20 protein-coding genes and 1 tRNA gene are annotated in these 26,064 nt (G+C 69.5%); 15 read left to right on the top strand and 6 right to left on the bottom strand.

Annotated features, from left to right (window positions below):
• The first annotated feature begins 39 nt into the window (after positions 1 to 39).
• The 5 genes from gltB (at position 40) to AC4FS2_RS05485 (ending at position 8,438) form a co-directional block, all read left to right on the top strand.
• Positions 40 to 4,617, top strand: coding sequence for a glutamate synthase large subunit (gene gltB / locus AC4FS2_RS05505; RefSeq protein ID WP_491176554.1), 4,578 nt, complete (start codon positions 40 to 42; stop codon positions 4,615 to 4,617).
• Positions 4,610 to 6,076, top strand: coding sequence for a glutamate synthase subunit beta (locus AC4FS2_RS05500; RefSeq protein WP_491153012.1), 1,467 nt, complete (start codon positions 4,610 to 4,612; stop codon positions 6,074 to 6,076). The genes gltB and AC4FS2_RS05500 overlap by 8 nt, the downstream gene beginning before the upstream one ends.
• Before the next feature lie 55 nt (positions 6,077 to 6,131).
• Entirely contained in the window at positions 6,132 to 7,580 is a 1,449-nt protein-coding gene (gene pyk, locus AC4FS2_RS05495; protein WP_491176552.1) for a pyruvate kinase, read from the top strand.
• A 72-nt stretch (positions 7,581 to 7,652) separates the two neighbouring features.
• Positions 7,653 to 7,735: transfer RNA gene (locus AC4FS2_RS05490), tRNA-Leu, on the top strand.
• 82 nt (positions 7,736 to 7,817) lie between these two features.
• The gene (locus AC4FS2_RS05485) at positions 7,818 to 8,438 is read left to right on the top strand and encodes an ANTAR domain-containing response regulator (protein WP_491153015.1); all 621 of its coding nucleotides are present in this window, start codon (positions 7,818 to 7,820) and stop codon (positions 8,436 to 8,438) included.
• A gap of 143 nt (positions 8,439 to 8,581) precedes the next feature.
• Here the strand turns inward: AC4FS2_RS05485 and AC4FS2_RS05480 are convergent, their stop codons facing one another.
• Complete coding sequence (locus AC4FS2_RS05480) at positions 8,582 to 9,013, bottom strand: hotdog fold thioesterase (RefSeq protein ID WP_491153017.1); 432 nt, start codon at positions 9,011 to 9,013, stop codon at positions 8,582 to 8,584.
• A 57-nt stretch (positions 9,014 to 9,070) separates the two neighbouring features.
• Between AC4FS2_RS05480 and polA the strand changes: the two genes are divergently transcribed.
• Together polA and AC4FS2_RS05470 are read left to right on the top strand one after the other, a co-directional pair.
• Entirely contained in the window at positions 9,071 to 11,707 is a 2,637-nt protein-coding gene (gene polA, locus AC4FS2_RS05475; RefSeq protein WP_491176550.1) for a DNA polymerase I, read from the top strand.
• 58 nt (positions 11,708 to 11,765) lie between these two features.
• Positions 11,766 to 13,439 (top strand): DUF885 domain-containing protein, encoded by a 1,674-nt coding sequence (locus tag AC4FS2_RS05470; RefSeq protein ID WP_491176547.1) that lies wholly within the window; start codon positions 11,766 to 11,768, stop codon positions 13,437 to 13,439.
• Positions 13,440 to 13,455: 16 nt separating this feature from the next.
• Here AC4FS2_RS05470 and AC4FS2_RS05465 read toward each other — a convergent pair whose 3' ends face one another.
• Positions 13,456 to 14,085, bottom strand: a complete 630-nt coding sequence (locus AC4FS2_RS05465; protein WP_491176545.1) for a phosphoribosyltransferase — start codon at positions 14,083 to 14,085, stop codon at positions 13,456 to 13,458.
• Positions 14,086 to 14,224: 139 nt separating this feature from the next.
• Between AC4FS2_RS05465 and AC4FS2_RS05460 the strand changes: the two genes are divergently transcribed.
• From AC4FS2_RS05460 to AC4FS2_RS05450, 3 genes are all read left to right on the top strand, one after another.
• The gene (locus AC4FS2_RS05460; RefSeq protein ID WP_491176542.1) at positions 14,225 to 15,268 is read left to right on the top strand and encodes an LLM class flavin-dependent oxidoreductase; all 1,044 of its coding nucleotides are present in this window, start codon (positions 14,225 to 14,227) and stop codon (positions 15,266 to 15,268) included.
• Positions 15,269 to 15,334: 66 nt separating this feature from the next.
• On the top strand, positions 15,335 to 16,687 hold the full coding sequence (locus tag AC4FS2_RS05455) for an MFS transporter (RefSeq protein WP_491176540.1): 1,353 nt from the start codon (positions 15,335 to 15,337) through the stop codon (positions 16,685 to 16,687).
• 35 nt (positions 16,688 to 16,722) lie between these two features.
• Complete coding sequence (locus AC4FS2_RS05450) at positions 16,723 to 17,487, top strand: SGNH/GDSL hydrolase family protein (protein WP_491153029.1); 765 nt, start codon at positions 16,723 to 16,725, stop codon at positions 17,485 to 17,487.
• An 8-nt stretch (positions 17,488 to 17,495) separates the two neighbouring features.
• Here the strand turns inward: AC4FS2_RS05450 and AC4FS2_RS05445 are convergent, their stop codons facing one another.
• Positions 17,496 to 18,143, bottom strand: coding sequence for a hypothetical protein (locus tag AC4FS2_RS05445; protein ID WP_491153030.1), 648 nt, complete (start codon positions 18,141 to 18,143; stop codon positions 17,496 to 17,498).
• The gene (locus AC4FS2_RS05440; protein ID WP_491153033.1) at positions 18,140 to 18,712 is read right to left on the bottom strand and encodes a dihydrofolate reductase family protein; all 573 of its coding nucleotides are present in this window, start codon (positions 18,710 to 18,712) and stop codon (positions 18,140 to 18,142) included. Before AC4FS2_RS05440 ends, AC4FS2_RS05445 begins: the two co-directional genes overlap by 4 nt.
• Before the next feature lie 172 nt (positions 18,713 to 18,884).
• Here AC4FS2_RS05440 and AC4FS2_RS05435 point away from each other — a divergent pair, with 172 nt between their 5' ends.
• From AC4FS2_RS05435 to AC4FS2_RS05415, 5 genes are all read left to right on the top strand, one after another.
• The gene (locus AC4FS2_RS05435) at positions 18,885 to 19,145 is read left to right on the top strand and encodes a DUF6458 family protein (protein WP_491153035.1); all 261 of its coding nucleotides are present in this window, start codon (positions 18,885 to 18,887) and stop codon (positions 19,143 to 19,145) included.
• 97 nt (positions 19,146 to 19,242) lie between these two features.
• Entirely contained in the window at positions 19,243 to 20,493 is a 1,251-nt protein-coding gene (locus AC4FS2_RS05430) for a serine/threonine-protein kinase (RefSeq protein WP_491153037.1), read from the top strand.
• Entirely contained in the window at positions 20,490 to 21,086 is a 597-nt protein-coding gene (locus AC4FS2_RS05425) for a hypothetical protein (protein WP_491153039.1), read from the top strand. The genes AC4FS2_RS05430 and AC4FS2_RS05425 overlap by 4 nt, the downstream gene beginning before the upstream one ends.
• A gap of 53 nt (positions 21,087 to 21,139) precedes the next feature.
• The gene (locus tag AC4FS2_RS05420) at positions 21,140 to 22,057 is read left to right on the top strand and encodes an AEC family transporter (protein ID WP_491153041.1); all 918 of its coding nucleotides are present in this window, start codon (positions 21,140 to 21,142) and stop codon (positions 22,055 to 22,057) included.
• Between the two features lie 76 nt (positions 22,058 to 22,133).
• Positions 22,134 to 22,682 carry an HdeD family acid-resistance protein gene (locus AC4FS2_RS05415; protein WP_491153043.1) on the top strand — a complete coding sequence of 183 codons (549 nt, stop codon included), beginning with the start codon at positions 22,134 to 22,136 and terminating at the stop codon, positions 22,680 to 22,682.
• 558 nt (positions 22,683 to 23,240) lie between these two features.
• Here the strand turns inward: AC4FS2_RS05415 and AC4FS2_RS05410 are convergent.
• Both AC4FS2_RS05410 and AC4FS2_RS05405 read right to left on the bottom strand, forming a co-directional pair.
• Positions 23,241 to 25,235 carry a S9 family peptidase gene (locus AC4FS2_RS05410; RefSeq protein WP_491153045.1) on the bottom strand — a complete coding sequence of 665 codons (1,995 nt, stop codon included), beginning with the start codon at positions 25,233 to 25,235 and terminating at the stop codon, positions 23,241 to 23,243.
• A 2-nt stretch (positions 25,236 to 25,237) separates the two neighbouring features.
• Positions 25,238 to 26,002, bottom strand: a complete 765-nt coding sequence (locus AC4FS2_RS05405) for an SDR family oxidoreductase (RefSeq protein WP_491153047.1) — start codon at positions 26,000 to 26,002, stop codon at positions 25,238 to 25,240.
• Positions 26,003 to 26,064 lie beyond the last annotated feature (62 nt).

Here is a 26,064-nt window from a genome sequence, read left to right as displayed (position 1 = left end):
CGTCGTCCCATCTTGAGCAACAACGTGAGGACGGTTGGTATGGCCTCGAGCCCCCGTTCCGGAGCCGTCGGAGGAGCGCTGCCTCCCCGGCAGGGCATGTACAACCCGGCATTCGAGAAGGACGCCTGCGGCCTGGCGATGGTCGCGACGCTGCGCGGCGAACCCGGGCACGACATCATCGACCTTGCGCTGACGGCGCTGCGCAACCTCGAGCACCGCGGCGCCATCGGCTCCGATGCGGGCACGGGTGACGGTGCCGGCATCCTGACGCAGATGCCCGACGCCTTCCTGCGGGAGGTCGTCGACTTCGACCTGCCCCCCGTGGGCGAGTACGCGGCCGGCATGGCCTTCCTGCCCCTGGATGCTGAGGAACGTGCCGCGCAGAAGGCCGGCATCGAACGGCTCGCACACAGCGAGAACCTCGTCGTCCTCGGCTGGCGCGAGGTTCCGGTCGACCCCGAGCACCTCGGCAAGCTCGCCTACAAGGCGCGGCCGGCCTTCGAGCAGTTGTTCGTCGCCCGTCCGGCCGTCGGGGACGCCCCGGCGCTGTCGGGGCTCGCGCTGGACCGCCGGGTCTACCGCCTGCGCAAGCGCGTCGGTCACGAGCTCGACGCCTACTTCGTGTCGCTGTCCAGCCGCACGCTCGGCTACAAGGGCATGGTCACCACGCTCCAGCTCGAGCCGTTCTACCCCGACCTGCAGGACGAGCGGTTCGCCTCAGAACTCGCCGTCGTGCACTCGCGGTACTCGACGAACACCTTCCCGTCGTGGCCGCTCGCGCAGCCGCTGCGCATGCTCGCCCACAACGGCGAGATCAACACGGTCAACGGCAACCGCAACTGGATGCGGGCGCGTCAGTCGCAGCTCGAGTCCGAGCTGCTGGGGGACATCACCCCGCTTCTGCCGATCTGCACCGACGGCGCCAGCGACTCGGCGTCCTTCGACGAGGTGCTCGAGCTGCTCACGCTGACGGGGCGCAGCCTGCCCCACGCGATGATGATGATGGTCCCGGAGGCCTACGAGAAGCAGCCGGACATGGATCCGCAGCTACGGGCGTTCTACGAGTACCACTCCATGCAGATGGAGCCGTGGGACGGCCCGGCGGCGCTCATCTTCACCGACGGCACCCTCGTGGGGGCGACCCTCGACCGCAACGGCCTGCGCCCGGGGCGTTGGACGGAGACCACCGATGGTCTCATCGTGATCGGGAGCGAGACGGGCGTGCTCGACTTCGAGCCGGCGCGGATCAAGCGCCGCGGGCGCCTTCGCCCGGGTCGGATGTTCCTGGTAGACACTGCACAGCACCGCGTCATCGAAGACAGCGAGATCAAGTCCGACCTGGCGAACATGGAGCCGTGGCAGGAGTGGCTGGATGCGGGGCGCGTGCAGCTGAGCGAGCTGCCGGAGCGCGAACACATCGTGCATCCGATCGCCTCGATCACCCGCCGCCAGCGCACTTTCGGCTACACCGAGGAAGAGGTCCGCATCCTTCTCACCCCGATGGGGCAGAACGGTGCCGAACCGCTCGGGGCGATGGGCAGCGACACGCCCGTGGCGGTCCTCAGCGAGCGCCCCCGCCTGTTGTTCGACTACTTCGTCCAGCAGTTCGCCCAGGTGACGAACCCGCCGCTGGACTCCATCCGCGAGGAGGTCGTGACGTCCCTCAGCCTCGGTCTCGGCCCTGAGCGCAACCTGCTGGACTGGGGCCCCGATCACTCCCGCGTCGTCACCCTGGACTTCCCGGTCATCGACAACGACGAGCTCGCGAAGCTCCAGAACATCGACAAGGCGCTTCCCGGGCGGCGCTCCGTCACCATCCGAGGCCTGTATCACTTCGATCAGGGACGCCGCGCGCTCGAAAAGCGTCTCGACGCCATCTGCGCCGAGGTCGACGAGGCGATCGAGGACGGCGCGGAATTCATCATCCTGAGCGACCGCGACTCGAACAAGGACCAGGTCCCGATTCCGTCGCTTCTGCTCCTCTCCGCGGTGCACCACCACCTCATCCGGCGGCAGAACCGCTTGAAGGTGGGCATCGTGGTCGAGGCCGGTGATGTGCGGGAAGTCCACCACGTCGCGACGCTGCTGGGCTACGGAGCATCCGCGGTGAACCCCTACCTCGCCATGGAGACCGTCGAATACCTCGTGCGCGCGGGCTTCATCACCGGGATCACCCCCGAGAAGGCCGTCAAAAACCTCATCTACGCCCTGGGCAAGGGCGTGCTGAAGATCATGTCGAAGATGGGAATCTCGACGGTGTCGTCCTACGCCGGAGCGCAGGTCTTCGAGGCCGTCGGGCTGTCGGAGGAGTTCGTCGGGAAGTACTTCACCGGCACCGAGACCAAGCTCGGCGGCATCGGCATCCAGCAGGTCGCCGCGGAGAACCAGGCCCGCCACGACTTCGCCTATCCCGAGGACGAGGCGGTGCGCGCGCACGAGCGGCTGTGGACCGGCGGCGAGTACCAGTGGCGCCGCGACGGCTCCCCGCACCTGTTCAACCCCGACACGGTCTTCCGGCTGCAGCACGCGACCCGCGAGCGGCGGTACGACATCTTCCGCGAGTACACGCGACTGGTGGACGACCAGGCGAACGAGCTGAAGACGCTTCGCGGGCTGTTCCATCTGCGCACCGACGCCCGGCCGGCGGTCCCGATCGACGAGGTCGAACCGATCTCGTCCATCGTGAAGCGTTTCTCCACGGGTGCGATGAGCTACGGCTCGATCTCCAAGGAAGCACACGAGACGCTCGCCATCGCGATGAACAGCATCGGTGCCAAGTCGAACACCGGTGAGGGCGGCGAAGACGTCGACCGGCTCCTCGACCCCGAACGTCGCAGCGCGATCAAGCAGGTGGCCTCGGGCCGGTTCGGCGTCACGAGCCTCTACCTCACCCAGGCCGACGACATCCAGATCAAGCTCGCCCAGGGTGCCAAGCCCGGCGAGGGCGGCCAGCTTCCGCCGGCGAAGGTGTACCCGTGGGTGGCGCGCACGCGGCACGCGACGGCCGGCGTGGGCCTCATCTCGCCCCCGCCCCACCACGACATCTACTCGATCGAAGACCTCAAGCAGCTGATCTTCGACCTCAAGCGCGCCAACCCGAGCGCGCGCATCCACACCAAACTCGTGAGCCAGTCCGGAATCGGGGCGGTCGCCGCCGGTGTCGCCAAGGCGCTTTCGGACGTCATCCTCGTCTCCGGTCACGACGGCGGTACGGGTGCGAGCCCGCTGAACTCGCTCAAGCACGCCGGCACCCCCTGGGAGCTGGGGCTGGCCGAGACGCAGCAGACCCTCATGCTCAACGGCATGCGTGATCGGGTCGTGGTGCAGGTGGACGGACAGCTCAAGACCGGGCGCGATGTCATCATCGGCGCGCTGCTGGGCGCAGAGGAGTTCGGCTTCGCGACCGCGCCCCTGGTGGTTTCGGGCTGCGTGATGATGCGCGTCTGCCACCTCGACACCTGCCCGGTCGGTGTGGCGACACAGAACCCCGTGCTGCGGGCGCGGTTCACCGGAAAGCCTGAGTTCGTCGTGAACTTCATGGAGTTCATCGCCGCCGAGGTACGCGAGTACCTCGCCGCCCTGGGGTTCCGTTCCCTGGACGAGGCGATCGGCCACGCTGAACTTCTGGACGTCGATGGGGCGATCGAGCACTGGAAGGCCAGCGGATTGGACCTGACCCCCATCCTGGAGGGTCCCCAGTTCGCCGACGACGAGCCGCGACGTTCCGAGCGCCCGCAGAAGCATGAACTGGACGAGCACTTCGACGTCGCCCTGATCGAACGTGCGCAGGATGTCATCGCCCACGGAGGGTCGGTCGCGATCGAGATGCCCATCCGGAACACGGCACGCGCCGTCGGGACGATGCTCGGGCACCGCGTGACCCGCGTGCACGGTGAGAACGGGCTGACGTCAGGCTCGATCGACGTGTCACTGACAGGCTCGGCCGGGCAGTCCCTCGGGGCCTTCATGCCCGCCGGCATCACACTGCGTCTGGAGGGCGACTCCAACGACTACGTCGGCAAGGGTCTCTCCGGCGGCAAGATCGTCATCCGGCCCCCGCGCGCGTCGACGTTCGCCGCATCCGAGAACGTGATCGCCGGAAACGTGATCGGTTACGGCGCCACGCAGGGCTCGATGTTCCTCAGCGGCGTGGTGGGGGAGCGGTTCTTCGTCCGCAACTCCGGTGCGACCGCCGTGGTCGAGGGTGTGGGCGACCACGCTCTGGAGTACATGACCGGCGGTCTCGCGGTGATCCTCGGGGCGACCGGACGCAACTTCGGGGCAGGGATGTCCGGGGGTACCGCCTACGTCTACAAGCTCGACCGCGCGCTGGTGAACCGTGAGGCGCTCGCATCCGGTGAGTTGGTCCTCGGGCCCCTGGGTTCGGGGGATGCGGAGATCCTGCGCGATCTGCTGTCGGAGCACGTCGCGGAAACCGGGTCCGTCCTCGCCCAGCGCCTGCTGGCCGACTTCGACGCGGAGTCGGACGACTTCGTGCGCGTCGTACCGCGCGATTACGCGGCGGTGCTGGAGACCCGGCAGGCGGCGCTGGCCGAGGGACTCGACCCGGACGGCGACGTCGTCTGGAACCGCATCATGGAGGTGACCGGTGGCTGATCCGAAGGGCTTTCTGAAGACGACGGAGCGCGAGCTTCCGCCGCGGCGGCCGGTGCCCGTGCGCATCATGGACTACAAAGAGGTCTACGAGGCCGCGGATCCCGCGATGGTCCGCCGCCAGGCGGGCCGCTGCATGGACTGCGGCATCCCGTTCTGCCATAAGGGATGTCCGCTGGGGAACCTCATTCCCGAGTGGAACGACCTCATGTGGCGGGGCGAGGGTCGCTCGGCGATCGAGCGCCTGCACGCCACGAACAACTTCCCCGAGTTCACCGGCCGGCTCTGCCCCGCCCCGTGTGAGAGCTCGTGCGTCCTGGGCATCAATCAGCCGGCGGTCACGATCAAGCAGGTCGAGGTCTCGATCATCGACGAGGCCTTCACGCGCGGATGGGTCGAGCCCGAGCCGCCGGAGCGCCTCACGGGCAAGACCGTCGCCGTGGTCGGATCCGGACCGGCGGGCCTCGCCGCAGCTCAGCAGCTCACCCGCGCGGGGCATACCGTCGCGGTGTACGAGCGCGACGACCGCATCGGCGGGCTCCTGCGCTACGGCATCCCCGACTTCAAGATGGAGAAGCGCCACCTCGAGGCGCGGCTGCGCCAGATGCGCGACGAAGGCACCCGCTTCCGTGCGGGCGTCGAGATCGGGCGGGACATCTCCTGGAACGACCTGCGCAGCCGCTACGACGCGGTCGTCGTCGCCACCGGCTCCACCGTCCCGCGCGATCTCCCGATCCCCGGCCGGGATTTCGAGGGAGTGCACTTCGCGATGGAGTACCTCGTCGAGTCGAACAAGGCCGTGGCCGGTGACGACGTGCCCTCGCAGATCAGCGCACAGGGGAAGCACGTCATCGTCCTCGGCGGCGGCGACACCGGCGCCGACTGCATCGGCACGGCACACCGCCAGGGGGCGCTCAGCGTGACGAACCTCGCGATCGGCCAGCAGCCGCCCGAGCTGCGTCCGTCGCATCAGCCGTGGCCGATGACCCCGACGCTGTTCGAGATGTCGTCTGCGCACGAGGAAGGCGGTGAGCGCACCTACCTCGCCTCGACCGTGGAGTTCCTCAGCAACGGCTCCGGCGAAGTGCGGGCGCTGCGCGTCGCGGAGACCGAGTTCGTGGATGGGCGTCGCGTCCCCAAGAGCGGCACCGAGCGCGAGATCCCCGCCGACCTGGTGCTGATCGCCCTCGGATTCACCGGCCCCGAGCGGCCGCAGCTGGAAGACCAGCTCGGCGCGCAGTTCACGGGGCGCGGCAATGTCGCACGCGATCACGACTACGCCACCACCTCTCCCGGCGTCTTCGTCGCCGGCGACGCGGGACGTGGCCAGTCGCTCATCGTTTGGGCCATCGCCGAGGGCAGGGCTGCCGCCGCATCCGTCGATCGCTACCTCATGGGCACGACCGCGCTGCCCTCGCCGGTGCGCCCGGCCGATGTCGCCATCGGTCTGCAGCCCGCGTAGGCTGGCCGAGGCCACCCGACCACCCTCCCCTTCTTCCTCCTGGAGCACATACACAGTGAGACGCGCCAAAATCGTCGCCACCTTGGGCCCCGCAACCTCGTCGTACGAGATGGTTCGCGCCATCATCGACGCCGGCGTGGATGTGGCTCGCCTGAACCTCAGTCACGGCGACTACTCCGTGCACGAGGCGAACTTCGCCAACGTACGGAGGGCAGCGGAGGACGCGGGCAAGCCGGTCGCGATCCTCGTCGACCTGCAAGGCCCCAAGATCCGCTTGGGACGGTTCGAGAACGGCCCGCACGAGCTGGCCGCCGGCGATATCTTCACCATCACGATCGAGGATGTGATGGGCACGAAAGAACGGGTCTCCACCACGTTCAAGGGCCTGCCGCAGGACGTGAAGCCGGGAGATTTCCTCCTCATCGACGACGGCAAGGTCCGGGTGCGCGTCATCGCCGCTGACGACACCGACGTCACCACTGAGGTGGTCGTGGGCGGAATGGTGTCCAACAACAAGGGCATCAACCTCCCCGGCGTCGCCGTGAACGTCCCCGCACTGAGCGAGAAGGATGAAGCAGACCTCCGCTGGGGCCTGCGCATCGGCGCCGACCTCATCGCCCTGTCCTTCGTCCGCTCGGCCGAGGACGTGGACCGGGCGCGCGTCATCATGGGCGAGGAGGGGCGCCACGTCCCGATCATCGCCAAGATCGAAAAGCCGCAGGCCGTGGACAACCTCGAGAGCATCATCGATGCGTTCGACGGGATCATGGTGGCCCGCGGCGATCTCGGTGTCGAGCTGCCGCTGGAGGCGGTGCCCATCGTGCAGAAGCGCGCGGTGGAGCTCGCGCGCCGGATGGCGAAGCCCGTCATCGTGGCCACGCAGATGCTCGAGTCGATGATCTCCAGCCCCGTTCCCACCCGCGCCGAAACCAGCGACGTCGCCAACGCCGTCCTGGACGGTGCCGACGCTGTGATGCTCTCCGGTGAGACCAGCGTGGGGGAGTACCCGGTCGTGGTCGTGGAGACGATGGCCCGCATCGTCGCCTCCACGGAGGAGCACGGACTGGAGCGCATCCTGCCGTTGACGAACAAGCCGCGCACACAGGGTGGCGCGATCACCCTTGCCGCGGTCGAGGTCGCCGACTTCGTCGAGGCCAAGTTCCTGTGCGTGTTCACCGAGTCGGGCGATTCCGCACGCCGCCTCGCGCGCCTGCGCTCCATGATCCCGATGCTCGCGTTCACCCCGGAGCCGGGCATCCGCCGCCGCCTCGCGCTCACCTGGGGAGTGCGTGCGACGCTCGTCGAACACGTGCCGCACACCGACCGCATGTTCATCCAGGTCGACGACTACCTCCTCGGGCGCGACCTGGCGAAGGTCGGCGACAAGGTGGTCGTGATCTCCGGATCCCCTCCCGGCATCGCCGGCTCCACCAACGACCTGCGCGTGCACCGCGTGGGCGACGCGGTGCACGGGGCGGCTCCGATCTACCAGGCCGACCGGTGATGTCCCGCGCGCGAGCGCGCCCGGGATGCGGGGCGATCGCGCGCGTGCGCTAGGGTCGATGCCGACGTGCAGGCCGGTGTGGCGGAATGGCAGACGCGGGGCACTCAAAATGCTCTGTCCGAAAGGACGTGTGGGTTCGAGTCCCACCACCGGCACGATGGCATATCGGCTCCGTGAGGGGCCGGTATGCCACCTCTCCCCGAATGTCGGCCGAAAGCCGACGCTCGCAGTTCTAGGATGGAACACGTGACCGACTCAGAGCCCCCCGCTGCATCTGCCCCCCGTCGCGTCGTCGTGGCGGAGGACGAGTCGCTGATCCGCCTGGACATCGTCGAGATCCTCCGCGACAACGGGTACGACGTGGTCGGTGAAGCCGGCGACGGCGAGACCGCGGTCCAGCTGGCCACCGAGCTGCGGCCCGACCTCGTGATCATGGACGTGAAGATGCCACAGCTGGACGGCATCAGCGCAGCCGAGCGCCTCAGCAAGAATCACATCGCCCCGGTCGTGCTGCTCACCGCCTTCAGCCAGAAGGAACTCGTCGAGCGTGCGAGCGAAGCTGGTGCCCTCGCCTACGTCGTGAAGCCGTTCACGCCGAATGACCTGCTCCCCGCGATCGAGATCGCCCTGGCCCGCCACGAGCAGATCATCACGCTCGAGGCCGAGGTCGCCGACATGGTCGAGCGGTTCGAGACCCGCAAGCTCGTCGACCGTGCCAAGGGTCTCCTCAACGAGAAGATGGGCCTGACCGAACCCGAGGCGTTCCGCTGGATCCAGAAGGCGTCGATGGACCGCCGCCTCACCATGCAGGACGTCGCCAAGGCGATCATCGAACAGCTCGCGCCGAAGAAGTCCTGACCGCCCCCGCCGCTCCGTCCCGCCCGGCCCCGCCCCGCTCCGCCGCGCCGCTCCGTCCCGCGAGACTGCACGGCCGCCACGAGGCTGCGTGCGACGGATGCTGTCTCGTGGCGCAGGTGGAGTTTCGCGGTCCTGAAGCCGGGTCAGGCGCGCGGCATGTCCTTGACGTGGTTGGTGATGCGCACGGTCGAGCAGCGTCTGCCCTCCTCGTCGGTGACGACGATCTCGTGCACGGTCAGCGAACGGCCGAGATGGATCGGCGTGCACACTCCGGTGACGATCCCCGAGGTCGCCGAGCGGGTGTGCGTGGCGTTGATGTCCACACCCACCGCGAGTCGCCCGGGGCCGGCGTAGAGGTTGGCGGCCATCGAGCCGAGCGACTCTCCCAGCACGACGTACGCGCCGCCGTGGAGGAGCCCCACGGGCTGCGTGTTCCCTTCGACGGGCATCGTCGCGACGGCCCGCTCGACGGAGAACTCCACGAACTCGATGCCCATCTTCTCTGCGAGGGCACCCACGCCACGGGCGCGGGCCCAGTCGATTCCGGAAGCGGTCTGCGGGGGAGTGGAGCTCATCGTCGCCTTCGTTTCGCCGCGGGGAGAGATGTCCTCTCCCGTCGTTAGGCTGAACAGGTGACGGACTCCGCAAAGCCTACCCTTCTCGTCGTCGACGGCCATTCGCTCGCGTACCGGGCGTTCTTCGCGCTGCCGGTCGACAACTTCTCCACGAAGGACGGTCAGCACACCAACGGCATCTACGGCTTCCTGTCGATGCTGGTGAACCTCATCAAGGCAGAAAAGCCCACGCACATCGCCGTCGCCTTCGATATGGCACGCCACTCGTTCCGCACCGACCAGTACCCCGAGTACAAGGCGAACCGTTCCGAGACGCCGAGCGAGTTCAAGGGTCAGATCCCGATCCTGCAGGACTGCCTGGCGGCCATGAGCATCCCCGTGCTGCAGAAGGAGGGGATCGAGGCCGACGACATCCTCGCCACGCTCGCCACGCAGGGCGCCGCCGAGGGCTTCCACGTGCTCGTGTGCTCGGGGGATCGCGACACCATCCAGCTCGTCACCGATGACGTCACCCTGCTCTACCCCAACGTGCAGGGGGTGTCTCAGCTGAAGCGCTACGACCCCGCCGCCGTGGTGGAGAAGTACGGCCTGCCACCCGCCCAGTACCCCGAGATCGCCGCGCTCGTGGGGGAGACCAGCGACAACCTTCCCGGCGTACCGAAGGTGGGCGAGAAGACCGCGGTGAAGTGGCTGACGCAGTACGGCTCGCTGGATGCCCTCCTGGAGAACGCCGACAAGATCACGGGGGTCGTGGGCAACAACCTGCGCGAGCACCTCGACGACGTCCGGCGCAACCGCGCCCTGAACCGCCTGCTCCGCGACGTCGAGCTCCCCGTTGCCCCCGCCGACCTGGAGATGCGGCCCATCGACGCACAGGCCGTGCGAGACATCTTCGCGCGCCTGGAGTTCCGCACCCTGCTGCCGCGGGTGTTCGAAGTCGCCGGCGCCGACGCGACCGGGTCCGATGCCAGCATCCCGGTGGCCGAGGCTCCGGCCGCGCTCGAATCGGATCCCGCGGCCCTGGCCGCGTTCGTCACCTCGGCCGAGGGTGAGGTCGGCGTCACCCTCGTCCTCACGGGCGGTCGACCCTCCCGGGTGGGACTGGCAACGGCATCCGGCGCCGTCGAGGCGGACTGGACACCCGGGGTGCGCGACGCGCTGGCCGAGTGGTTCGCCTCCGACCGTCCGAAGACGTTCGCTGACGCGAAGCCGCAGGTCAAAGCGCTCCTTCGCGAAGGCGTCAATGTCGGCGGGGTCGCGCTGGACGTCATCCTCGCCGGGTGGCTCCTGCGTCCGAGCTTCCCCGACAAGACCCTCGCCGACCTCGTCGCGCGTTACCTCGGTGAGAAACTCCCCGAGGCCGATCCGACGCAGCTCGTGCCGGAGACGGAAGGGGCGACCCCCGGTCAGATCTCCTGGTTCCTGCTGCGGGTGGCCGACGCGCTGCGGACCGAACTACCCGCACCTGTGGCGACGGTCCTCACCGACATCGAGCTGCCGACGCTGAAGGCGCTGGCGGCCATGGAGCTGGCCGGAGTGGCGGTGTCGCACGAGAAGCTCTCGACCTTCTCCGGCGAACTCGCCGCCCGGGCCGACGCACTGGCGCGCGAGGCGTACGCGGCGATCGGTCGCGAGGTGAACCTCGGTTCCCCCAAGCAGCTGCAGGAGGTGCTGTTCGACGAGCTCGAGCTGCCGAAGACCCGCAAGACCAAGTCGGGGTACTCCACGGATGCGGCCGCCCTCGCCGATCTCCAGGAAACCCACCCGCACCCGTTCCTCGCGCTGCTGCTCCAGCACCGCGAGGCCACGAAGCTGCGGCAGATCATCGAATCGCTGGACGTCGCGATCGACGACGGTGGCCGCATCCACACCACGTATCTGCAGACGGGCAGCCAGACCGGCCGCCTGTCCAGCACCGACCCGAACCTGCAGAACATCCCGATCCGCAACGAGGAGAGCACCCGCATCCGCGCCGCCTTCGAGGTGGGCGCGGGATACGAGACTCTTCTGACGGCGGACTACTCGCAGATCGAGATGCGCATCATGGCGCACTTGTCGGGCGATCCCGGCCTCATCGAGGCGTTCAACTCCGGGGAAGACCTCCACCGCTTCGTCGGCGCCCGGGTGTTCGGTGTCGCCCAGGAAGACGTGACGCCCGCCATGCGCACGAAGGTGAAGGCGATGTCGTACGGACTGGTCTACGGGCTCTCGGCCTTCGGGCTCTCGAAGCAGCTGCGGATCGAGCAGGCCGAGGCCCGGGAACTCATGATGGAGTACTTCGCCCGCTTCGGCGCGGTGCGGGACTACCTGCGCACCTCCGTGGAAAAGGCCCGCGTCGACGGGTACACCGAGACGATCTTCGGTCGTCGGCGGCCGTTCCCCGACCTCGTCAGCCCGAACAGGGTCCTGCGCGAGAACGCCGAACGAGCCGCGCTGAACGCCCCCATCCAGGGCAGTGCCGCCGACATCATGAAGATCGCCCTGTTCCACATCGCGGATGACCTCGCCGCTGGGGGCCTCGGATCCCGCGTGCTGCTCCAGATCCACGACGAGCTCGTCCTCGAAGTGGCACCGGGGGAGTGGGACGCGGCCGAGCGGATCGTGCGTACGCGCATGGGCGACGCCGCCGCACTCTCGGTGCCGCTCGACGTGCAGATCGGTCGCGGCCCCGACTGGTCGGTCGCCGGCCACTGACGACCGAGTCCGCGAGAACGGGTTGGTTGCGCGGGCGGCGCGTCCGTAGGCTCGACGTATGACGAACGCATCCCGCACTCCCTCGCCGATCGACGAGATCGCCGACGCGTGGGTGGACACCCTCGCGGAACTCGAACCGACCGCTGCGACGTACATCGGCCGGTCCGAGTACAACGACCGGTTCGGCGATTACTCACCCGCCGGCCACGACCGGATGGCGAGCGCCGTCCGGGAGACGCTGACCGCCCTGGAGGCGGCGGAGCCGGCGGACGAGATCGACGTGGTGACCAAGACCGACCTCGCGCGGGAACTGCGTCTGAGCCTCGACCTGTACGACGCCCGCTGGCACCTGCGTGATCTCAACGTCATCGCCTCCCCGGCGCAGGACATCCGGATGGTGTTCGACCTCATGCCCACCGCTACCGCTGAAGACTGGACGGTGGTCTCCGCACGTCTGAAGGCCTTGCCCGCGGCGCTCGACGGCTATATCGCCACCCTCCGGGAAGGAATCGCCCAGGCAGTCGTCCCGGCCCGCCGTCAGGTGCGCGAGGTCGTGACGCAGATCGACCGCTACACCGCCGACAACGGGTTCTTCGCCGAGTTCGCCGCCAACGCCGCACCGGACGAAGGACAGCTTCCCGCGTCGCTCGCGCGCGAACTGGCCGACAACGCCAACGCGGCGCGCGTGGCCTACGGCGAGCTCGCCGCCTTCCTCACCGGCGAGCTGGCGCCGGTGGCGACCGAGAAGGATGCCGTCGGCCGCGAGCTGTACGCGCTCCACTCCCGCCGATTCCTCGGTGCCACGGTGGACCTCGACGAGACCTACGAGTGGGGCGTCGAAGAGCTCGCCCGCATGGTCGCGGAGCAGGAGGCCATCGCGAACGAGATTCTGCCCGGCGCGAGCGTGGAAGAGGCCGTCGCTTTCCTGGAGGCAGACCCGACGCGGAAGCTTCACGGCACCGAAGCGCTCCAGAAGTGGATGCAGGAGACCAGCGACCGCGCGATCGAACAGCTCGGGGCGAGCGCCTTCGACATCCCGGAACCCATTCGCCAGCTGCAGTGCATGATCGCCCCCACCCAGGAAGGCGGGATCTACTACACCGGCCCCACCGACGATTTCTCGCGTCCCGGACGCATGTGGTGGTCGGTTCCGGAGGGTGTCGAAGACTTCGACACGTGGCGCGAGCTGACCACCGTGTACCACGAGGGCGTTCCGGGGCATCACCTGCAGATCGCGCAGGCGGTGTACAACCGCGCACAGCTGAACTCGTGGCGGCGTCTGCTGGCCGGGACATCCGGGTATGCGGAGGGCTGGGCCCTCTACGCCGAACGTCTCATGCAGACTCTCGGTTACCTCGACGACCCCGCCGACCGGCTCGGGATGCTGGACGGCCAGCGGATGCGGGCGGCCCGCGTCGTGCTCGACATCGGAGTGCACCTGGAGAAGCCGCGCCTGGACGGAACCGGCACCTGGGACGCGGAGTACGCGCTCGAGTTCATGCTGCACAACGTCAACATGTCGGACGAGTTCGTCCGCTTCGAGGTCAACCGCTACCTCGGCTGGCCGGGGCAGGCGCCCTCGTACAAGGTGGGGCAGCGGATCTGGGAGCAGATCCGCGACGGCTACGCCGAGGCACAGGGGGACGCGTTCGACCTGAAGGCCTTCCACAAGAAGGCGCTCGACCTGGGCGGGGTCGGCCTGGATACGCTGCGCGAAGCGCTCGTGCCCTGACCCGATGGCCGCTCTTTCACGCGGGGAGGTCACGCGCCAGCAGGCGGGTGACCTCCTCGTCGCTCGTCTGCGGGAACTCGTCGTAGAACTGCCCGACGGCACGGAAGCCGCGCGGCCGATGCGGGCACACGAACTCGTCGACCACGTCAGCATCCGGCGCCCAGTCGTGCGGTGCGACCGGCACCGCCAGGATGACGCCCGCGGGTCCTCGCGCGCGCACGGCTCGGCACGCAGCCATGGCCGTCGCCCCGGTAGCCACCCCGTCGTCGACGACGATCGCCACCCGCCCCGCGACGTCGGCGCCGGGGGAGGGGTAGAGGGATGCTCGGCGTGAGAGTTCGGTGCGCTCGACACCCTCCGTGTCGGCCACATCGGCGGGGGTGGTGCCGGTGAGCCGCATCACCTCGTCGGACAGCACCCGCACGCCGTCCGCGATGGCTCCCACCGCGAGCTCTTCGCGCCCGCGCGCACCGAGCTTTCGCACGGGGATCCTGTCCAGCTGCCAGCCGCCCGCGGACGCGACCTCCGCAGCCACCACCACCCCGCCCCGGGGAATGCCGAGGACGACCGCGTCGGAGCCCCACCGCGTCCGCAAGCACGCAGCGAGCTCCTGGCCGGCCGCGACGCGATCGGCGAACAGCACCATGGGGCGAGCCTACGCTCCGCCGCGATCGCCGCATCAGGCCCCGAGGACCGGGGCCCCGGCTCGTTCGTGACGCGCGCAATCCGTGGGAATGCCCCCGGATGGCCTGCGGTTTATGCGGACGAATGAATAGGAGGCGCCGATGAGCGCAGGACAGGTGGAACTCGGCCTCGACACGTTCGGGGACGTGGCGATCGCGCCCGACGGCTCACGTGCAAGCGACGGCGCGACCATCCGGCAGGTCGTGGAACAGGCCGTTCGCGCCGACGAGGTCGGGCTGTCCTTCTTCGGGGTGGGGGAGCATCACCGACCCGAGTTCGCCGTCTCCAGCCCGGAGATCGTCTTGGCCGCAGCCGCAGGCCTGACCGAGCGCATTCACCTCGGCACCGCCGTGACGGTGCTCTCCTCGGACGATCCCGTCCGCGTGTACGAGCGCTTCGCGACGCTGGATGCGGTGTCCCGCGGCCGCGCGGAGGTCATCCTCGGCCGCGGCTCGTTCATCGAGTCCTTCCCGCTGTTCGGCTACGACCTCGCCGACTACGAGGTGCTCTTCGACGAGAAGCTGGCCCTGTTCCGTCAGCTTCTGGACGAGAAGCCCGTGACGTGGTCGGGAACGACCCGCGCCGGGTTGGCGGCGGCCGACGTCTATCCGAAGACCGAATCCGGACTCACCGCATGGGTGGGCGTGGGCGGCAGCCCAGAATCGGTGGTGCGTACCGCGCGCCACGGCTTCGGCTTGATGCTCGCCATCATCGGCGGACCCGCACACCGGTTCCGCTCCCTCGTGGATCTGTACCACCGGTCGCTGGACTCCTTCGAACGCGACCGCCTGCCGCTCGGCATTCACTCGCCCGGCCACGTCGCTGACACCGACGCGGAGGCCCAGGAGGAGGCGTACCCGGGCGTGGAGCGCAATTTCACCGCCATCGGGCGCGAGCGCGGCTGGCCCGCCTACAACCGGCTGCGGTTCCAGCACGACCTCGGCCCGGAGGGGTCGATGTACGTCGGGTCGCCCGAGACCGTGGCGCGGAAGATCGCCGACACGGTTCGCACCCTGGGCGCCGACCGCTTCGACATGAAGATCGGCACCGGCGGCCTGCCGCAACACCAGGTGCTGCGCAGCATCGAGCTGTACGGCACGCGCGTGCTGCCGATGGTCCGCGACATGCTGTCCAGCGCGGGCTGAGCATTTCGGGCGGATCATCTGCCGAGGACGACCCGTGACAGGGCCGAAGGTCCCTAACATGGCGTCATGACCGATGTTGCGGCTTCCTCGCCCGCCACCGTGTCCGAGCGACTCGACCGACTGCCATTCGGCCGCGGGCACGTCCGCGTGCTGACCGGTTCCGGCATCGGGTGGGCGCTGGATGCCATGGATGTGGGGCTCATCTCGTTCGTCATCGCGGTCCTCGCACAGCAGTGGGCGCTCCAGCCGAGCGAAACGGCATGGATCGCGTCGGCCGGCTTCGTGGGGATGGCCGTCGGCGCCAGCGTCGGCGGTCTGCTGGCTGACCGCTTCGGGCGGCGGCAGGTTTTCGCCGTGACCCTCCTGGTCTACGGCGTGGCCACGGGGGCCAGCGCGCTGGCGGGCGGACTGGCGGCCCTCATCGTGCTGCGCTTCCTCGTCGGCCTCGGGTTGGGTGCGGAACTCCCCGTGGCATCCACCTACGTCAGCGAGTTCGCTCCCGCGCGCATCCGGGGCAGGCTCATCGTGATCCTCGAGGCGTTCTGGGCGGTGGGATGGACCGCTGCGGCGCTGATCGGCTACTTCGTGATCCCGGCCTCGGACGACGGGTGGCGGTGGGCCTTCGCGCTGGGGGCCGTCCCGGCGGTGTACGCCCTCGTCGTACGGTGGGGTCTTCCCGAGTCACCGCGGTGGCTCGAGCGGCAGGGGCGCTCGGCCGAGGCAGCCCGCATCCTGGCGTCCTTCGAGGGCGGCAGTGCCGGGGGAGCGGTACCGGCGGCGACCGCCGCGGCTGTGCCCCCGCCCGCGGCCGGACGGGCAGGGGAGCGTCTCGGGGCGCTGTGGTCACCGGAGTTCCGCCTGAGGACCGCGAGCCTGTGGGTCGTGTGGTTCTGCGTGAACTTCTCCTACTACGGGGCATTCATCTGGATCCCCACGATCCTCGTCGCCTCGGGCTACGACCTGGTCAGGTCGTTCGGCTTCACGCTGATCATCACCCTCGCGCAGCTGCCCGGGTACGCCGTCGCCGCGTGGCTCATCGAGGTGTGGGGACGCCGGGGGACACTCGCCGTGTTCCTCGGCGGCTCAGCCGTCGCGGCCATCCTGTTCGGCACCGCGACGAGCGAGGCGATGGTCATCGGGACCGGGATGGCGTTGTCGTTCTTCAACCTGGGCGCATGGGGTGCGCTGTACGCGGTCACTCCCGAGACGTATCCCACGTCGCTGCGCGCGACGGGAAGCGGATGGGCGGCGGGCGTGGGCCGCATCGCGTCGATCCTCGCGCCCTTGACCGTGCCCCCGCTCCTGGCCGCCGGCGGAGCACCGGTCCTCTTCGTCGTCTTCGCCGCGTTCTTCGCGGTGGCCGTCATCGCGACGTGGGGCCTGGCCGACCGCCGAGGGCGCGCACTCGACGAACGCTGAGCCGGACGCTCTCCGGGCAGCCGTAGGGTAGCGGGGTGGCTTCCGTACGCTTTGTCTCGATCGGCGACTCCTTCAGCGAGGGGGTGGGGGATGAGCTGCCGGACGGCACCGTACGCGGGTGGGCCGACCTCGTCGCGCAGCAGTGGGCGACCGCCGTGGCGGAGCCGATCGAATACGCCAACCTCGCGATCAGGGGCAAGCTGGGGTGGCCCATCGTGCGGGAGCAGCTGGAGCCGGCGCTGGCGCTGAAGCCCACTCATCTGTCCTTCAACGGCGGCGGTAACGACATGATCCGTCCGCGTCCCGACATCGCGCACATCGTCGACGCGTTCGCGGCGGTGCTGCGCCGGTGCGATGAAGAAGGCGTCCGCCTCATCCTCCTCTCCGGCGCCAACCCGTCTGGGCAGTTGCCGCTCGGACGCATGGTGCAGCGGCGCGGGGACAGCCTTTCCGCCGCCGTCGTGGAACGCTTCGCGGATCGACCCGACGTCGTGCGTGCCATGAATTGGCCCGACCGGGAGCTGTCGACGCCGTCGTACTGGGCTCCGGACCGTCTGCACATGAACGCACGCGGGCACCATCGCGTCGCGGCCCGCGTACTCGATGCACTGGGGCTGGACGTGCCGGCGGGCTGGTGGTCGCTTCCGGACACGACGCAGGAGCGCCTGGCAGGCGCCGCCTACTACCGCGCGCATGTCGGCCCGTGGGTGCGCCGCCGCCTCACCGGCACGTCCTCCGGCGACGGACGGACGGCGAAGTTCCCGTCGTGGGTGACCGTCACACCCGCCACCACCGCCTGAGCGCGCGCCTACGGCGCGGGTTCGATCGTGAATGACACTGTCACCCCGCCATCCACCACCACCGCCGCGCTCACGAGCGCGCCACGCGAGGGGATTCCGGGGAGTGCGGCCGAGTAGCCGCCTCCGTCGCCACCCTGCGCGGCCGCGGCGAGATCCGATGAGAGCTGGGCGAGCTGACCCTCGGTCCAGCCCCACGTGAGGGCGGTGCGTTCCAGCTCGCCCGAGACACTTTGCCAGGAGCGGCCGGTGTCCGGCACGAGGGTCACCGCGGTGACCCGGTTCCCGGTGCTCGTCACCGAGACGGAGGACACGGCTTCCAGCACCAGCGGTTCGTCCGCCAGGACGACGGCTCGCACCGGGACGAGCGGCTCTATCGTGCTTTCGCCCTCCGCCGCGAGGCCCAATTCGTCGGCCGGCAGGGCGTCATCTCCGATCCTCACCCGCACAGCGCCAGCGCGCGTGAAGTAGTCCACGCCGGCGCGATCGAATCGCGACATCCCATCGGCAGCCTGCTGGTCGGCGGCGGGCTTCGGAGCCGGCGCGGTCCACCAGGAGTTCTGCATCGCGACGGCGCCGATCACCACCGCGACGCAGATCGCGCCGATCACCGCCGTCGGCAGCCACGTGCGCACCACCCGGCGGACGCGCCGGTTCATGCGGCACCGGTGAAGCGGTTCACCCGGTACGCCAGCTCGACGAACTGGCCGTGGCGTGCGACCGTCTCCAGGCTCAGGCGGTCCGGGCCGATTCGGCGGGGGAGAAGCGGCTTGCCCGCGGGCAGCAGGGCCGGAGCGACCGAGAGGCGGATCTCATCGAGGTGGGCGGCATCGTCGAACTGGCCGACGAGATCGCCCCCGCCGACGAGCCACACGACACCGTCGCCCGCGGCTTGCTCGATGCGCGGCCAGAAGGAGGGAACGTCCCCCCGGACGAACTGCACGTTGGCGCCCTCGGGAATGGGGAATGTCCGGTGGGTGACCACGAAGCAGGGGAGTGCGCCGTAGGACTCCGCCCACATCCCCGGGCGCTCTTCCTCCTCGTGCCGGAGCACCCACTCGTACGTGGCCGCGCCCATCACGAACGCGCCGACGGTGGCGAGGAACGAGCCGAAGTCGTTCTCGGCGTCATCGGCCCCCGGAACGGCGAACAGCCAATCGAGTGAATCGGCCTCGTCCGCGAGGAACCCGTTCAGGGTGACGGCGGTGTGGAAGATCGTGGTGGCCATGCCCCGACGATAGGCGGGGCATCCGACGTTCATGGAACCGGTTCCGGTGTCGAGGGTACGCAGAGTCGCGTTGTCAAGCCCTCGGATGATCGGGCATGGGGTGGCCATCATTGGGAGCGCGGCATGGTGTCGCGAGGACGTCGGCTGTGCCGACGCCTAGAAGGGGGAAGCCATGAGCATCGGAGCGGGAATCGCCCTGTTCGTCATCGGAGCCATCCTTGCGTTCGCCGTCAACGTGCAGCTCGAGTGGTTCAACCTCGACCTCATCGGCTACATCCTCATGGGTGCCGGCGTCGTCGTCTTCGTCATCGGTCTCGTCCTGATGATGCGTCGTCGCTCGACGGACACCGTCACGCGCACGGCCGTCGACCCGGCTGCGGGAGAGCGCGTCACGCGCCAGTCCACGCGGTCCAGCGGCGACGACATCGTCTGAGCGATCCGGGCGGAAGGCCGCAGGAGCAGGGTTGATCTGTTCATGCTGACATAATGTGCATTATCGGCAATTGCATGGCTGGGTGTGAGGGGCTGCGATGACGGGCGTCGTCGACCCGCCTGTCGCGCCCCTCACCGGAACGATTCTCGGCGGGCGCTACCGCCTGGGCGGCCTGGTCGGCCGCGGCGGGTACGCCAGCGTCTACCGTGCAGTCGATGAACGCCTGGACCGTGCCGTCGCGCTGAAGATCTTCGCCGCGGCCGCTCCGGATGATCCGGACAGCGCACGGGTGGCCGCGGAGACGCGCGTCCTGGCCTCTCTCACGCATCCCTCGCTGGTCACGCTGTTCGACGCGCGCCTGGATGAAGACCCGCCGTACTTCGTGATGGAACTCATCGACGGTCCGACCCTCGGCCAGCGCATCCGCGAGAGTCCGGTGGATGCTGCCACGGCCGCCGCCTTCGCCGCCCACCTGGCCGAGGCGCTTCACGTGATCCATGCCCGCGGCGTCGTGCATCGCGACGTGAAGCCGTCCAACGTGCTGCTGCGTCCGGCGCCGCTGCCCTCCGAGCCGCCTCGCGCGACCCTCGCCGATTTCGGCATCGCCTACCTCATCGACTCGGCTCGCGTCACGGCGACCGGGACACTCATCGGTACCGCCGCGTACCTCAGCCCGGAGCAGGCACGCGGCGATTCGCCGTCGCCCGCTGCGGACGTGTACGCCCTCGGGCTCGTGCTCCTGGAGGCGCTCACCGGGCAACGGGCGTACCCTCAGGTCACCCCGCACGAGGCCCTCGTGGCCCGTCTCGTACGCTCGCCCGAGGTTCCTGCGAGCCTGCCGGACGACTGGCGGAACCTCCTGACAGCGATGACCGCGATGGATCCGGCTTCTCGTCCCGACGCTCATGCCGTGCAGCGCGCGGCTCTGCTCCTGCGCTCAACCGGGGCCGCGGAGACCGATGATCCCGCGGCGATCACGCAACCCGCGGCGCGCCCCCCTGTCCCCGACGACGCTGACCGTCCCACGCTGCGCCTCCTTCCTCCTACCGAGGTGCTCACCGGCCCTGCCGCCACGTCGACGACGTTCCCGGCTCCGGCCACGGCGATCGGTGCGCCGCCGCCGCTCCCGTCGGTCACTCCCCCCGCCGGCGATGCCGTCCCGCACGGGGGCCGTTCACGCCGGGGGTGGTGGATAACGGCGGCTGTGGTCCTCCTCGTCGTCGCGGCCGCCATCACCGTGGCTCTGCTGCTCCCGGGCGCGACGCCGGCTCCGGAACCGACCTTGCCCGCACTCCCCGAACCACTCGGCGAGCATCTTCGCCAGCTCTTGGAGCAGGTGCAGCCATGAGACTTGGAGCAGGTGCAGCCCGCCGCATCCCGTGGGTCCTTGCCACGGCTCTCGTGACCGCCCTGACGATCGCCGGCTGCTCGGCCACGCCGTCGCCGGCGAACGATCTCCGCACGCTCGTGGTGGATGCCGCCGGCTCCGCCGCTTCGGGAGATCTGGCCGCGGCAGAGTCCTCGATCGACGAGGTGGAGACGCGTGTCGTTGCCGCCCGGGATGCGGGTGGCCTCCCCGCGAACGAAGCCGACGAGATCCTCGCGACGATCCTGCTGGTCCGAGCGGACCTCGCCGCGCTCGCTGTTCCGGTTTCGACCCCGGCGCCCGAACAGCCCACCCCGGAGCAGGCGACGGAGCCGACGGTCACGGTCGTTCCCGACGACGTCGTTCCGACCGACGCGGAAAACGGCACGGACACGGGCGGTGGGAACGGCAGCGGCAACAGCGGTCCGGGGAACAACGGCGCCGACAACGGCGGGCCGGGAAAGAAAGACAAGGAGGAACCCGGGAAGAAGGACGATCCGGCGCCCGGCAACAACGGGCCGGGCAAGGACGCACCAGCCCCCGGGGACAAGGAAAAGGGCAAGGGGAAGGGCTGAGGCCCCCGTAAGCTCGACCCCGTGAGGACATCGCCGCTCCCCCGCACCGCGGCATGACCGGCATCCTCACCGGCTTCGCCGTCGTCGGACTCGCTGTGGCCGTGGGCTTCATTCTCGGCCGCACCCAGCTGTTGGGGCCTTCCGGACTCCCGGTGCTCAGCCGTCTGACGTTCTTCGTCCTCTCGCCGTTCCTGCTCTTCGTCATCCTCGCCGGTGCCGACGTGCACACCCTCTTCTCCGCGTTGTTGCCGGTCTCCGCGCTCACAGCGCTCGTGATGTTCGCGCTCTACGCGCTCATCGCCGCCCTCGTCCTCCGGCGCGGGCTCGGTGAGACGGTCGTCGGCTCCTTCTCGAGCGGCTACGTCAACGCCAACAACATCGGAATCCCGCTGTCCCTGTACATCCTCGGCGACGCGGCGTACTCGGCACCCGTCGTGCTGTTCCAGCTGCTCGTGTTCATGCCGGTCACGCTCGCGTTGCTGGATGCAGCCACGACCGGGTCGCTCTCATGGCGCCGCATCGTGGCCCAGACCGTCCGGAACCCGATGCTGTGGGGCGCGGCGCTCGGTGTCGTCGTTGCGCTGACAGGTATCGATCTGCCCCCCATCGTGCTCGACCCGCTCACCTTGATCGCGGATGCCGGAATCCCCGTGTTGCTCATCGCCTACGGCATGTCCCTCCACGGGCAGCGGGTGCTCACCGCTCCCGGAAGGCGGGTCGACGTCCTGCTCGCCTCGGCTCTGAAGCTCGTGGCCATGCCGCTCGTTGCCTGGTTACTCGCCATGGCCTTCGCCCTCTCCCCCGAGCAGACGCGCATCGTCGTGGTGCTCGCGGCGCTTCCCACGGCGCAGAACGCGTTCCTTTTCTCACAGCGCTATGGCGTGGGTGAGATCATCGCGCGTGACACGATCTTCGTCACAACGCTCGGGTGCATCCCCATCCTCTTCCTGGCCGCCGCCCTCCTGCACTGAGGCCTCTCCCGGCGGCGCAGCCGGTGCCCTATGGTGGGGCCGAAGCCCGGCTTCTCCCCCGCACAGAAAGGCATTCATGTCTCTCGACTCTTCGCTTCAGCGCAGCGCCACCACGGCGATCCGCGTCGCGCTCGGCGTCTCGGGCGCTCTCTCGCTGATCGTCGGCATCCTCATCTTCGTGTGGCCCGGACGCACCGCGGAGGTGGGGGTCGCGATCATCGCCATCTGGGTGATCGTCGCCGGCCTGGTATATGTCGGACTGGGCATATTTTCGCGGTTCTTAGGCGGATGGAGTCGCGTCGGCTACGCCGTCCTCGGCGTGCTGTTCGTCATCGCGGGTGTGGTGGCGCTGGTCAATCTCGCGGCGGCCACCACGGGATTCGCGATCGCGCTCGGCATCATCATCGGCGCTCTGTGGGTCGCCGAGGGGATCGTGACGCTGGCGACCCTGCGTACCGCCGGCTCGAAGGGCTGGTCGGTCTTCTTCGGGATCGTCAGCATCCTGGCCGGCATCGTGCTCCTGCTCACTCCCATGTACGTCGCCCTGCTCTGGGTGTTGCTGGGCGTCTCGCTCATCGTGCTGGGCATCGTCCAGATCGTGCGGGCGGTCACCTTCGGGCGCTAGTCCGTCTGACCCCGCGCGCGGCGGAGCGCGCCGCACTTCCGCCACGCTCGCCCCAGTGCGCGCGGGCCCGTCGTGGGCCGTTCGGGAGGAGATGTGCACAACGGAGGGCCGATCCGGCGAATACGACCTCCCGAACGCTCATCCCCTCCCGTAGCGCACACCCAAGCTCCGGATCTCGCCGAACGCCACTCCCCCCATCCCCGGCACTCGCCCCGCCCGGGCCGTCGGCAGCGGGCAGCACAGGAGGAGATGTGCACAACGGAGGACCGATCCGGCGAATACGACCTCCCGAACGCTCATCCCCTCCCGAAGCGCACACCCGAACGCCAGACCAGACGCCCACACTGAGCGCCACGCCTCCATCCCCGGCGCTCACCCGCCCGGGCGGTAGCAGCGGGCAGGCCGGGAGGAGATGTGCACAACGGAGGGCCGATCCGGGCGAATACGACCTCCCGAACGCTCATCCCCTCCCCAGGTGCACACGACCTCGCGAACGTTCATCCCCTCCCGAAGCGCACGGTGAACCGTCGGCTCAGGACTGCCGGTGCCGGGCGCGCTTCAGGCGTCGGCGGGGAGATACCGCTTCCACCAGTCCAGCACGGCGTCGAACCGCTCGATGCGGTGGCGCGGCTGCCCCGCGCGGGTCAGCTCGTGATTCTCGCCGGGGAAGATGAGCATCTCCGCCTCGGTGCCCTGGCGCTTGAGGGCGGTGTAGTACCGGGTCGCCTGCTCGAGCGGGCATCGGAAGTCCAGTTCCGAGTGCACGACGAAGGTCGGCGTGGTCACCTGGTCGACCACCGCCATCGGGCTCTGCGACCGGATCCCGTCCGGATCGGTACCGACGTACTCGTCACCGAAGAAGCTGCCGATGTCGCTGGTTCCCTGGAAGGACACCGGGTCGAGGAATCCCCGCTCGACGATCGCTGCGGCGAAGCGGTGGTCGTGCGCGATGACCCGCGCCGTCATGTAGCCGCCGTAGGAGCCGCCCATGATCCCCACGCGCCCGCCGTCCAAGCGGGGGTCCGCAGCGAGCGCCCCCTCGAAGAAGTCCATGATGTCGGTGTAGTCCAGGGTGCCCATGGCGCCCCGGATGGCGCGGCCGTGTGCTCGCCCGTACCCGGCACTGCCGCGCGGGTTGCAGTAGACGACGGCGTAACCGGCGTCCACGAGTACCTGCGTCTCGTCGAAGACGTGCACGCCATACGAGGCGTACGGACCACCGTGGATCTGCAGGATGACCGGGAACGGGCCGCTCCCCTCCGGCGTGGCGACCCATCCGTGCACCGGGTACCCATCGCGGGCGGTCACCTCGAGTTCGCGGGGTGACACGATTCCCCGCTCACCGAGCGGCCGCCCGAAGTCGGTGAGGACGCGAGCGGGTGCGCCGGCATCGAGGAGCACGAGCTCGCCGTACGACTCGGGCGTCGCGACCGCTGCGACGATCCGCTCCCCCGCCGCGGCGACGCCGACGGCTTCGAGGTCGCCGCCGAGGACCTCGAAGACTTCCCCGGCCCGGGTGACGCGGAGCACCCGCATCCGCCCGCGCGTACGGTCCTGCACGAGCACGTCGTCGCCGGCCGGTGTGAGCGCACTGCCGACTTCGCCGAGGTCGATGGTCTCGGGGTCGGTGAGCGCGCGGGGTCCGTTCGCCTCGAGGATCCACAGCGCCACCCCTGGCGCCACGAAGTCGATCCCGCGGGTTCCCGCGTCGCTGGCCCGCAGGAAGACCGTGCCATCGTCAGCCACCGCAAGGTCGCTTACGGAAAGGTTCGCCGCCGTCCCCAGCACCTCGCGCGTCGTGCCGTCAGCGGCGGCGATGGCGACGACTCGGCTCCGCAGGTCGCGCTCGCCCCGCTCGATGACGTCGGGGATGACGAGGATCTCGCGGCCGTCGGCCGTCCACGTGGCGCCGTGCCAGCTGGCCGGGCCCTCCGTCAGCGCGACGGCTTCGTCCGCCACCAGCGTCTTGACCGGCGCTTCTTCACCCTCGGCCAGCACGCGCGGAGCAGGCTCGTAGAAGGGCTCGGCACCCACCGACGGGGCATCGATCACGAACAGCTGCGCCGGGCGGTCGGCGACGTAACCCAGGCCGTTCGCGTGCCAGCGGATGCCGGTGATTCGCCGCGGGGCCTCGGCCGGAGCATCCAGCCCCTCGACCGTTCCGTATCGTCCCTTCTCCGCGATCCGCGCGGTGTATGCCAGCCGCGCGCCGTCGGGAGACCACGCGAACCCCTCGACGCCCGACGGGGCGTCGGTCGCCTGCATGGGCTCCCCTCCCCCGGATGCGACGACGAACACTTGCGCGCGTCCCTTGGCGTCACCGCGCAGGAATGCCACCCGTGTGTCGTCCCGCGTGAGCGCGGGAGCGGAATCCGCGATGCCGCGGGTGAGCCGGCGCGGCGATCCGCCGGGGAGATCGATGCGCCACAGCTGCCCGACGTTGCGGTTGGCAGCGATGTCGGGACGCGACGTCGCGAAGACGGCGAACGAGCCATCGCGCGCGATCGCGGGGCGAGCGACCGCGACGAGGTGCTCGATGTCGGATGCCCGCATGCTCACTCCCCCGCGAAGGACGACGTGTCGCCGACGAGCCGCGTGGAATCATCCGGGATGGGGTCGATCGCCGCGCGGGCGACCTCGGCGGCGAACTCCGACACGTTGTACAGTCGCCCGGCCGATTCGCGGCGCGACGCGATGGCGCCGGGGTTGGCCCGTTCGAGCAGGGTCGCGGTGATGGTGCCCTCGATCATGTCGCCGGAGACGACCACGAACCCGATGCCGCGTTCGGCGAGTTCGGGGATGTATTCGCGCAACGCGTCTTCACCGGCGCGCTTGGAGAGGGCCACCGGCTCGTACTCCGGCATGGTCGGGGTCGTGCGGATGAAGTGCGCCTGGTGGCTCGTGACGAACACCACGCGCGCCCCGTCACCCAGCAGCGGCAGCGCGTTCTGCAGCACACGCACCTGCGCATCGCGGTTCAACTGCAGCGCGTAGTCCTCGCCCATCCCGGCCTCCATGCCGCCGGAGGCGTTCAGCACGAGGATGTCGAGGGCACCGAAAGCCCGCTCCACCTCGGCGAACATCGCCTGCACGGATGCGTCGTCGGTCAGGTCGGCACCGATGACGAGCACTTCGGCGCCGAGGGCACGCAGCTCTCCGGCCAGTTTCTCGGCGCGAGGAGCCTTGTTGCGGTAGTTCACCACGACGTTCGCGCCGGCCTCGGCGAGGTAACGCACGGTGTCCGCGCCGATGCCGCGGGAGGATCCCGTCACGAGGGCGGTCTTGCCGCGCAGCGAATCGGGGGGGAGGATCTGAGACACGGGAGCTCCTGAAGTCTTGGGTTTCCTGTGCCGCGCCGACGACGTGGCGCGGCCGCTGTTCG

Source organism: Microbacterium sp. Z10_103, from assembly GCF_058310455.1.
This window is presented reverse-complemented; position numbering and strand designations above follow the sequence as displayed.

Bases quoted from the DNA above. Each gene is read 5' to 3' on its own strand.
- AC4FS2_RS05470 (WP_491176547.1), top strand. From the start codon at position 11,766: ATGACGAACGCATCCCGCACTCCCTCGCCGATCGACGAGATCGCCGAC.
- AC4FS2_RS05435 (WP_491153035.1), top strand. From the start codon at position 18,885: ATGAGCATCGGAGCGGGAATCGCCCTGTTCGTCATCGGAGCCATCCTT.
- AC4FS2_RS05430 (WP_491153037.1), top strand. From the start codon at position 19,243: ATGACGGGCGTCGTCGACCCGCCTGTCGCGCCCCTCACCGGAACGATT.
- AC4FS2_RS05410 (WP_491153045.1), bottom strand. From the start codon at position 25,235: ATGCGGGCATCCGACATCGAGCACCTCGTCGCGGTCGCTCGCCCCGCG.
- AC4FS2_RS05415 (WP_491153043.1), top strand. From the start codon at position 22,134: ATGTCTCTCGACTCTTCGCTTCAGCGCAGCGCCACCACGGCGATCCGC.
- AC4FS2_RS05420 (WP_491153041.1), top strand. From the start codon at position 21,140: ATGACCGGCATCCTCACCGGCTTCGCCGTCGTCGGACTCGCTGTGGCC.
- AC4FS2_RS05480 (WP_491153017.1), bottom strand. From the start codon at position 9,013: ATGAGCTCCACTCCCCCGCAGACCGCTTCCGGAATCGACTGGGCCCGC.
- AC4FS2_RS05460 (WP_491176542.1), top strand. From the start codon at position 14,225: ATGAGCGCAGGACAGGTGGAACTCGGCCTCGACACGTTCGGGGACGTG.
- AC4FS2_RS05485 (WP_491153015.1), top strand. From the start codon at position 7,818: ATGGAACACGTGACCGACTCAGAGCCCCCCGCTGCATCTGCCCCCCGT.
- AC4FS2_RS05445 (WP_491153030.1), bottom strand. From the start codon at position 18,143: ATGAACCGGCGCGTCCGCCGGGTGGTGCGCACGTGGCTGCCGACGGCG.
- AC4FS2_RS05440 (WP_491153033.1), bottom strand. From the start codon at position 18,712: ATGGCCACCACGATCTTCCACACCGCCGTCACCCTGAACGGGTTCCTC.
- AC4FS2_RS05455 (WP_491176540.1), top strand. From the start codon at position 15,335: ATGACCGATGTTGCGGCTTCCTCGCCCGCCACCGTGTCCGAGCGACTC.
- gltB (WP_491176554.1), top strand. From the start codon at position 40: ATGGCCTCGAGCCCCCGTTCCGGAGCCGTCGGAGGAGCGCTGCCTCCC.
- AC4FS2_RS05465 (WP_491176545.1), bottom strand. From the start codon at position 14,085: ATGGTGCTGTTCGCCGATCGCGTCGCGGCCGGCCAGGAGCTCGCTGCG.
- AC4FS2_RS05425 (WP_491153039.1), top strand. From the start codon at position 20,490: ATGAGACTTGGAGCAGGTGCAGCCCGCCGCATCCCGTGGGTCCTTGCC.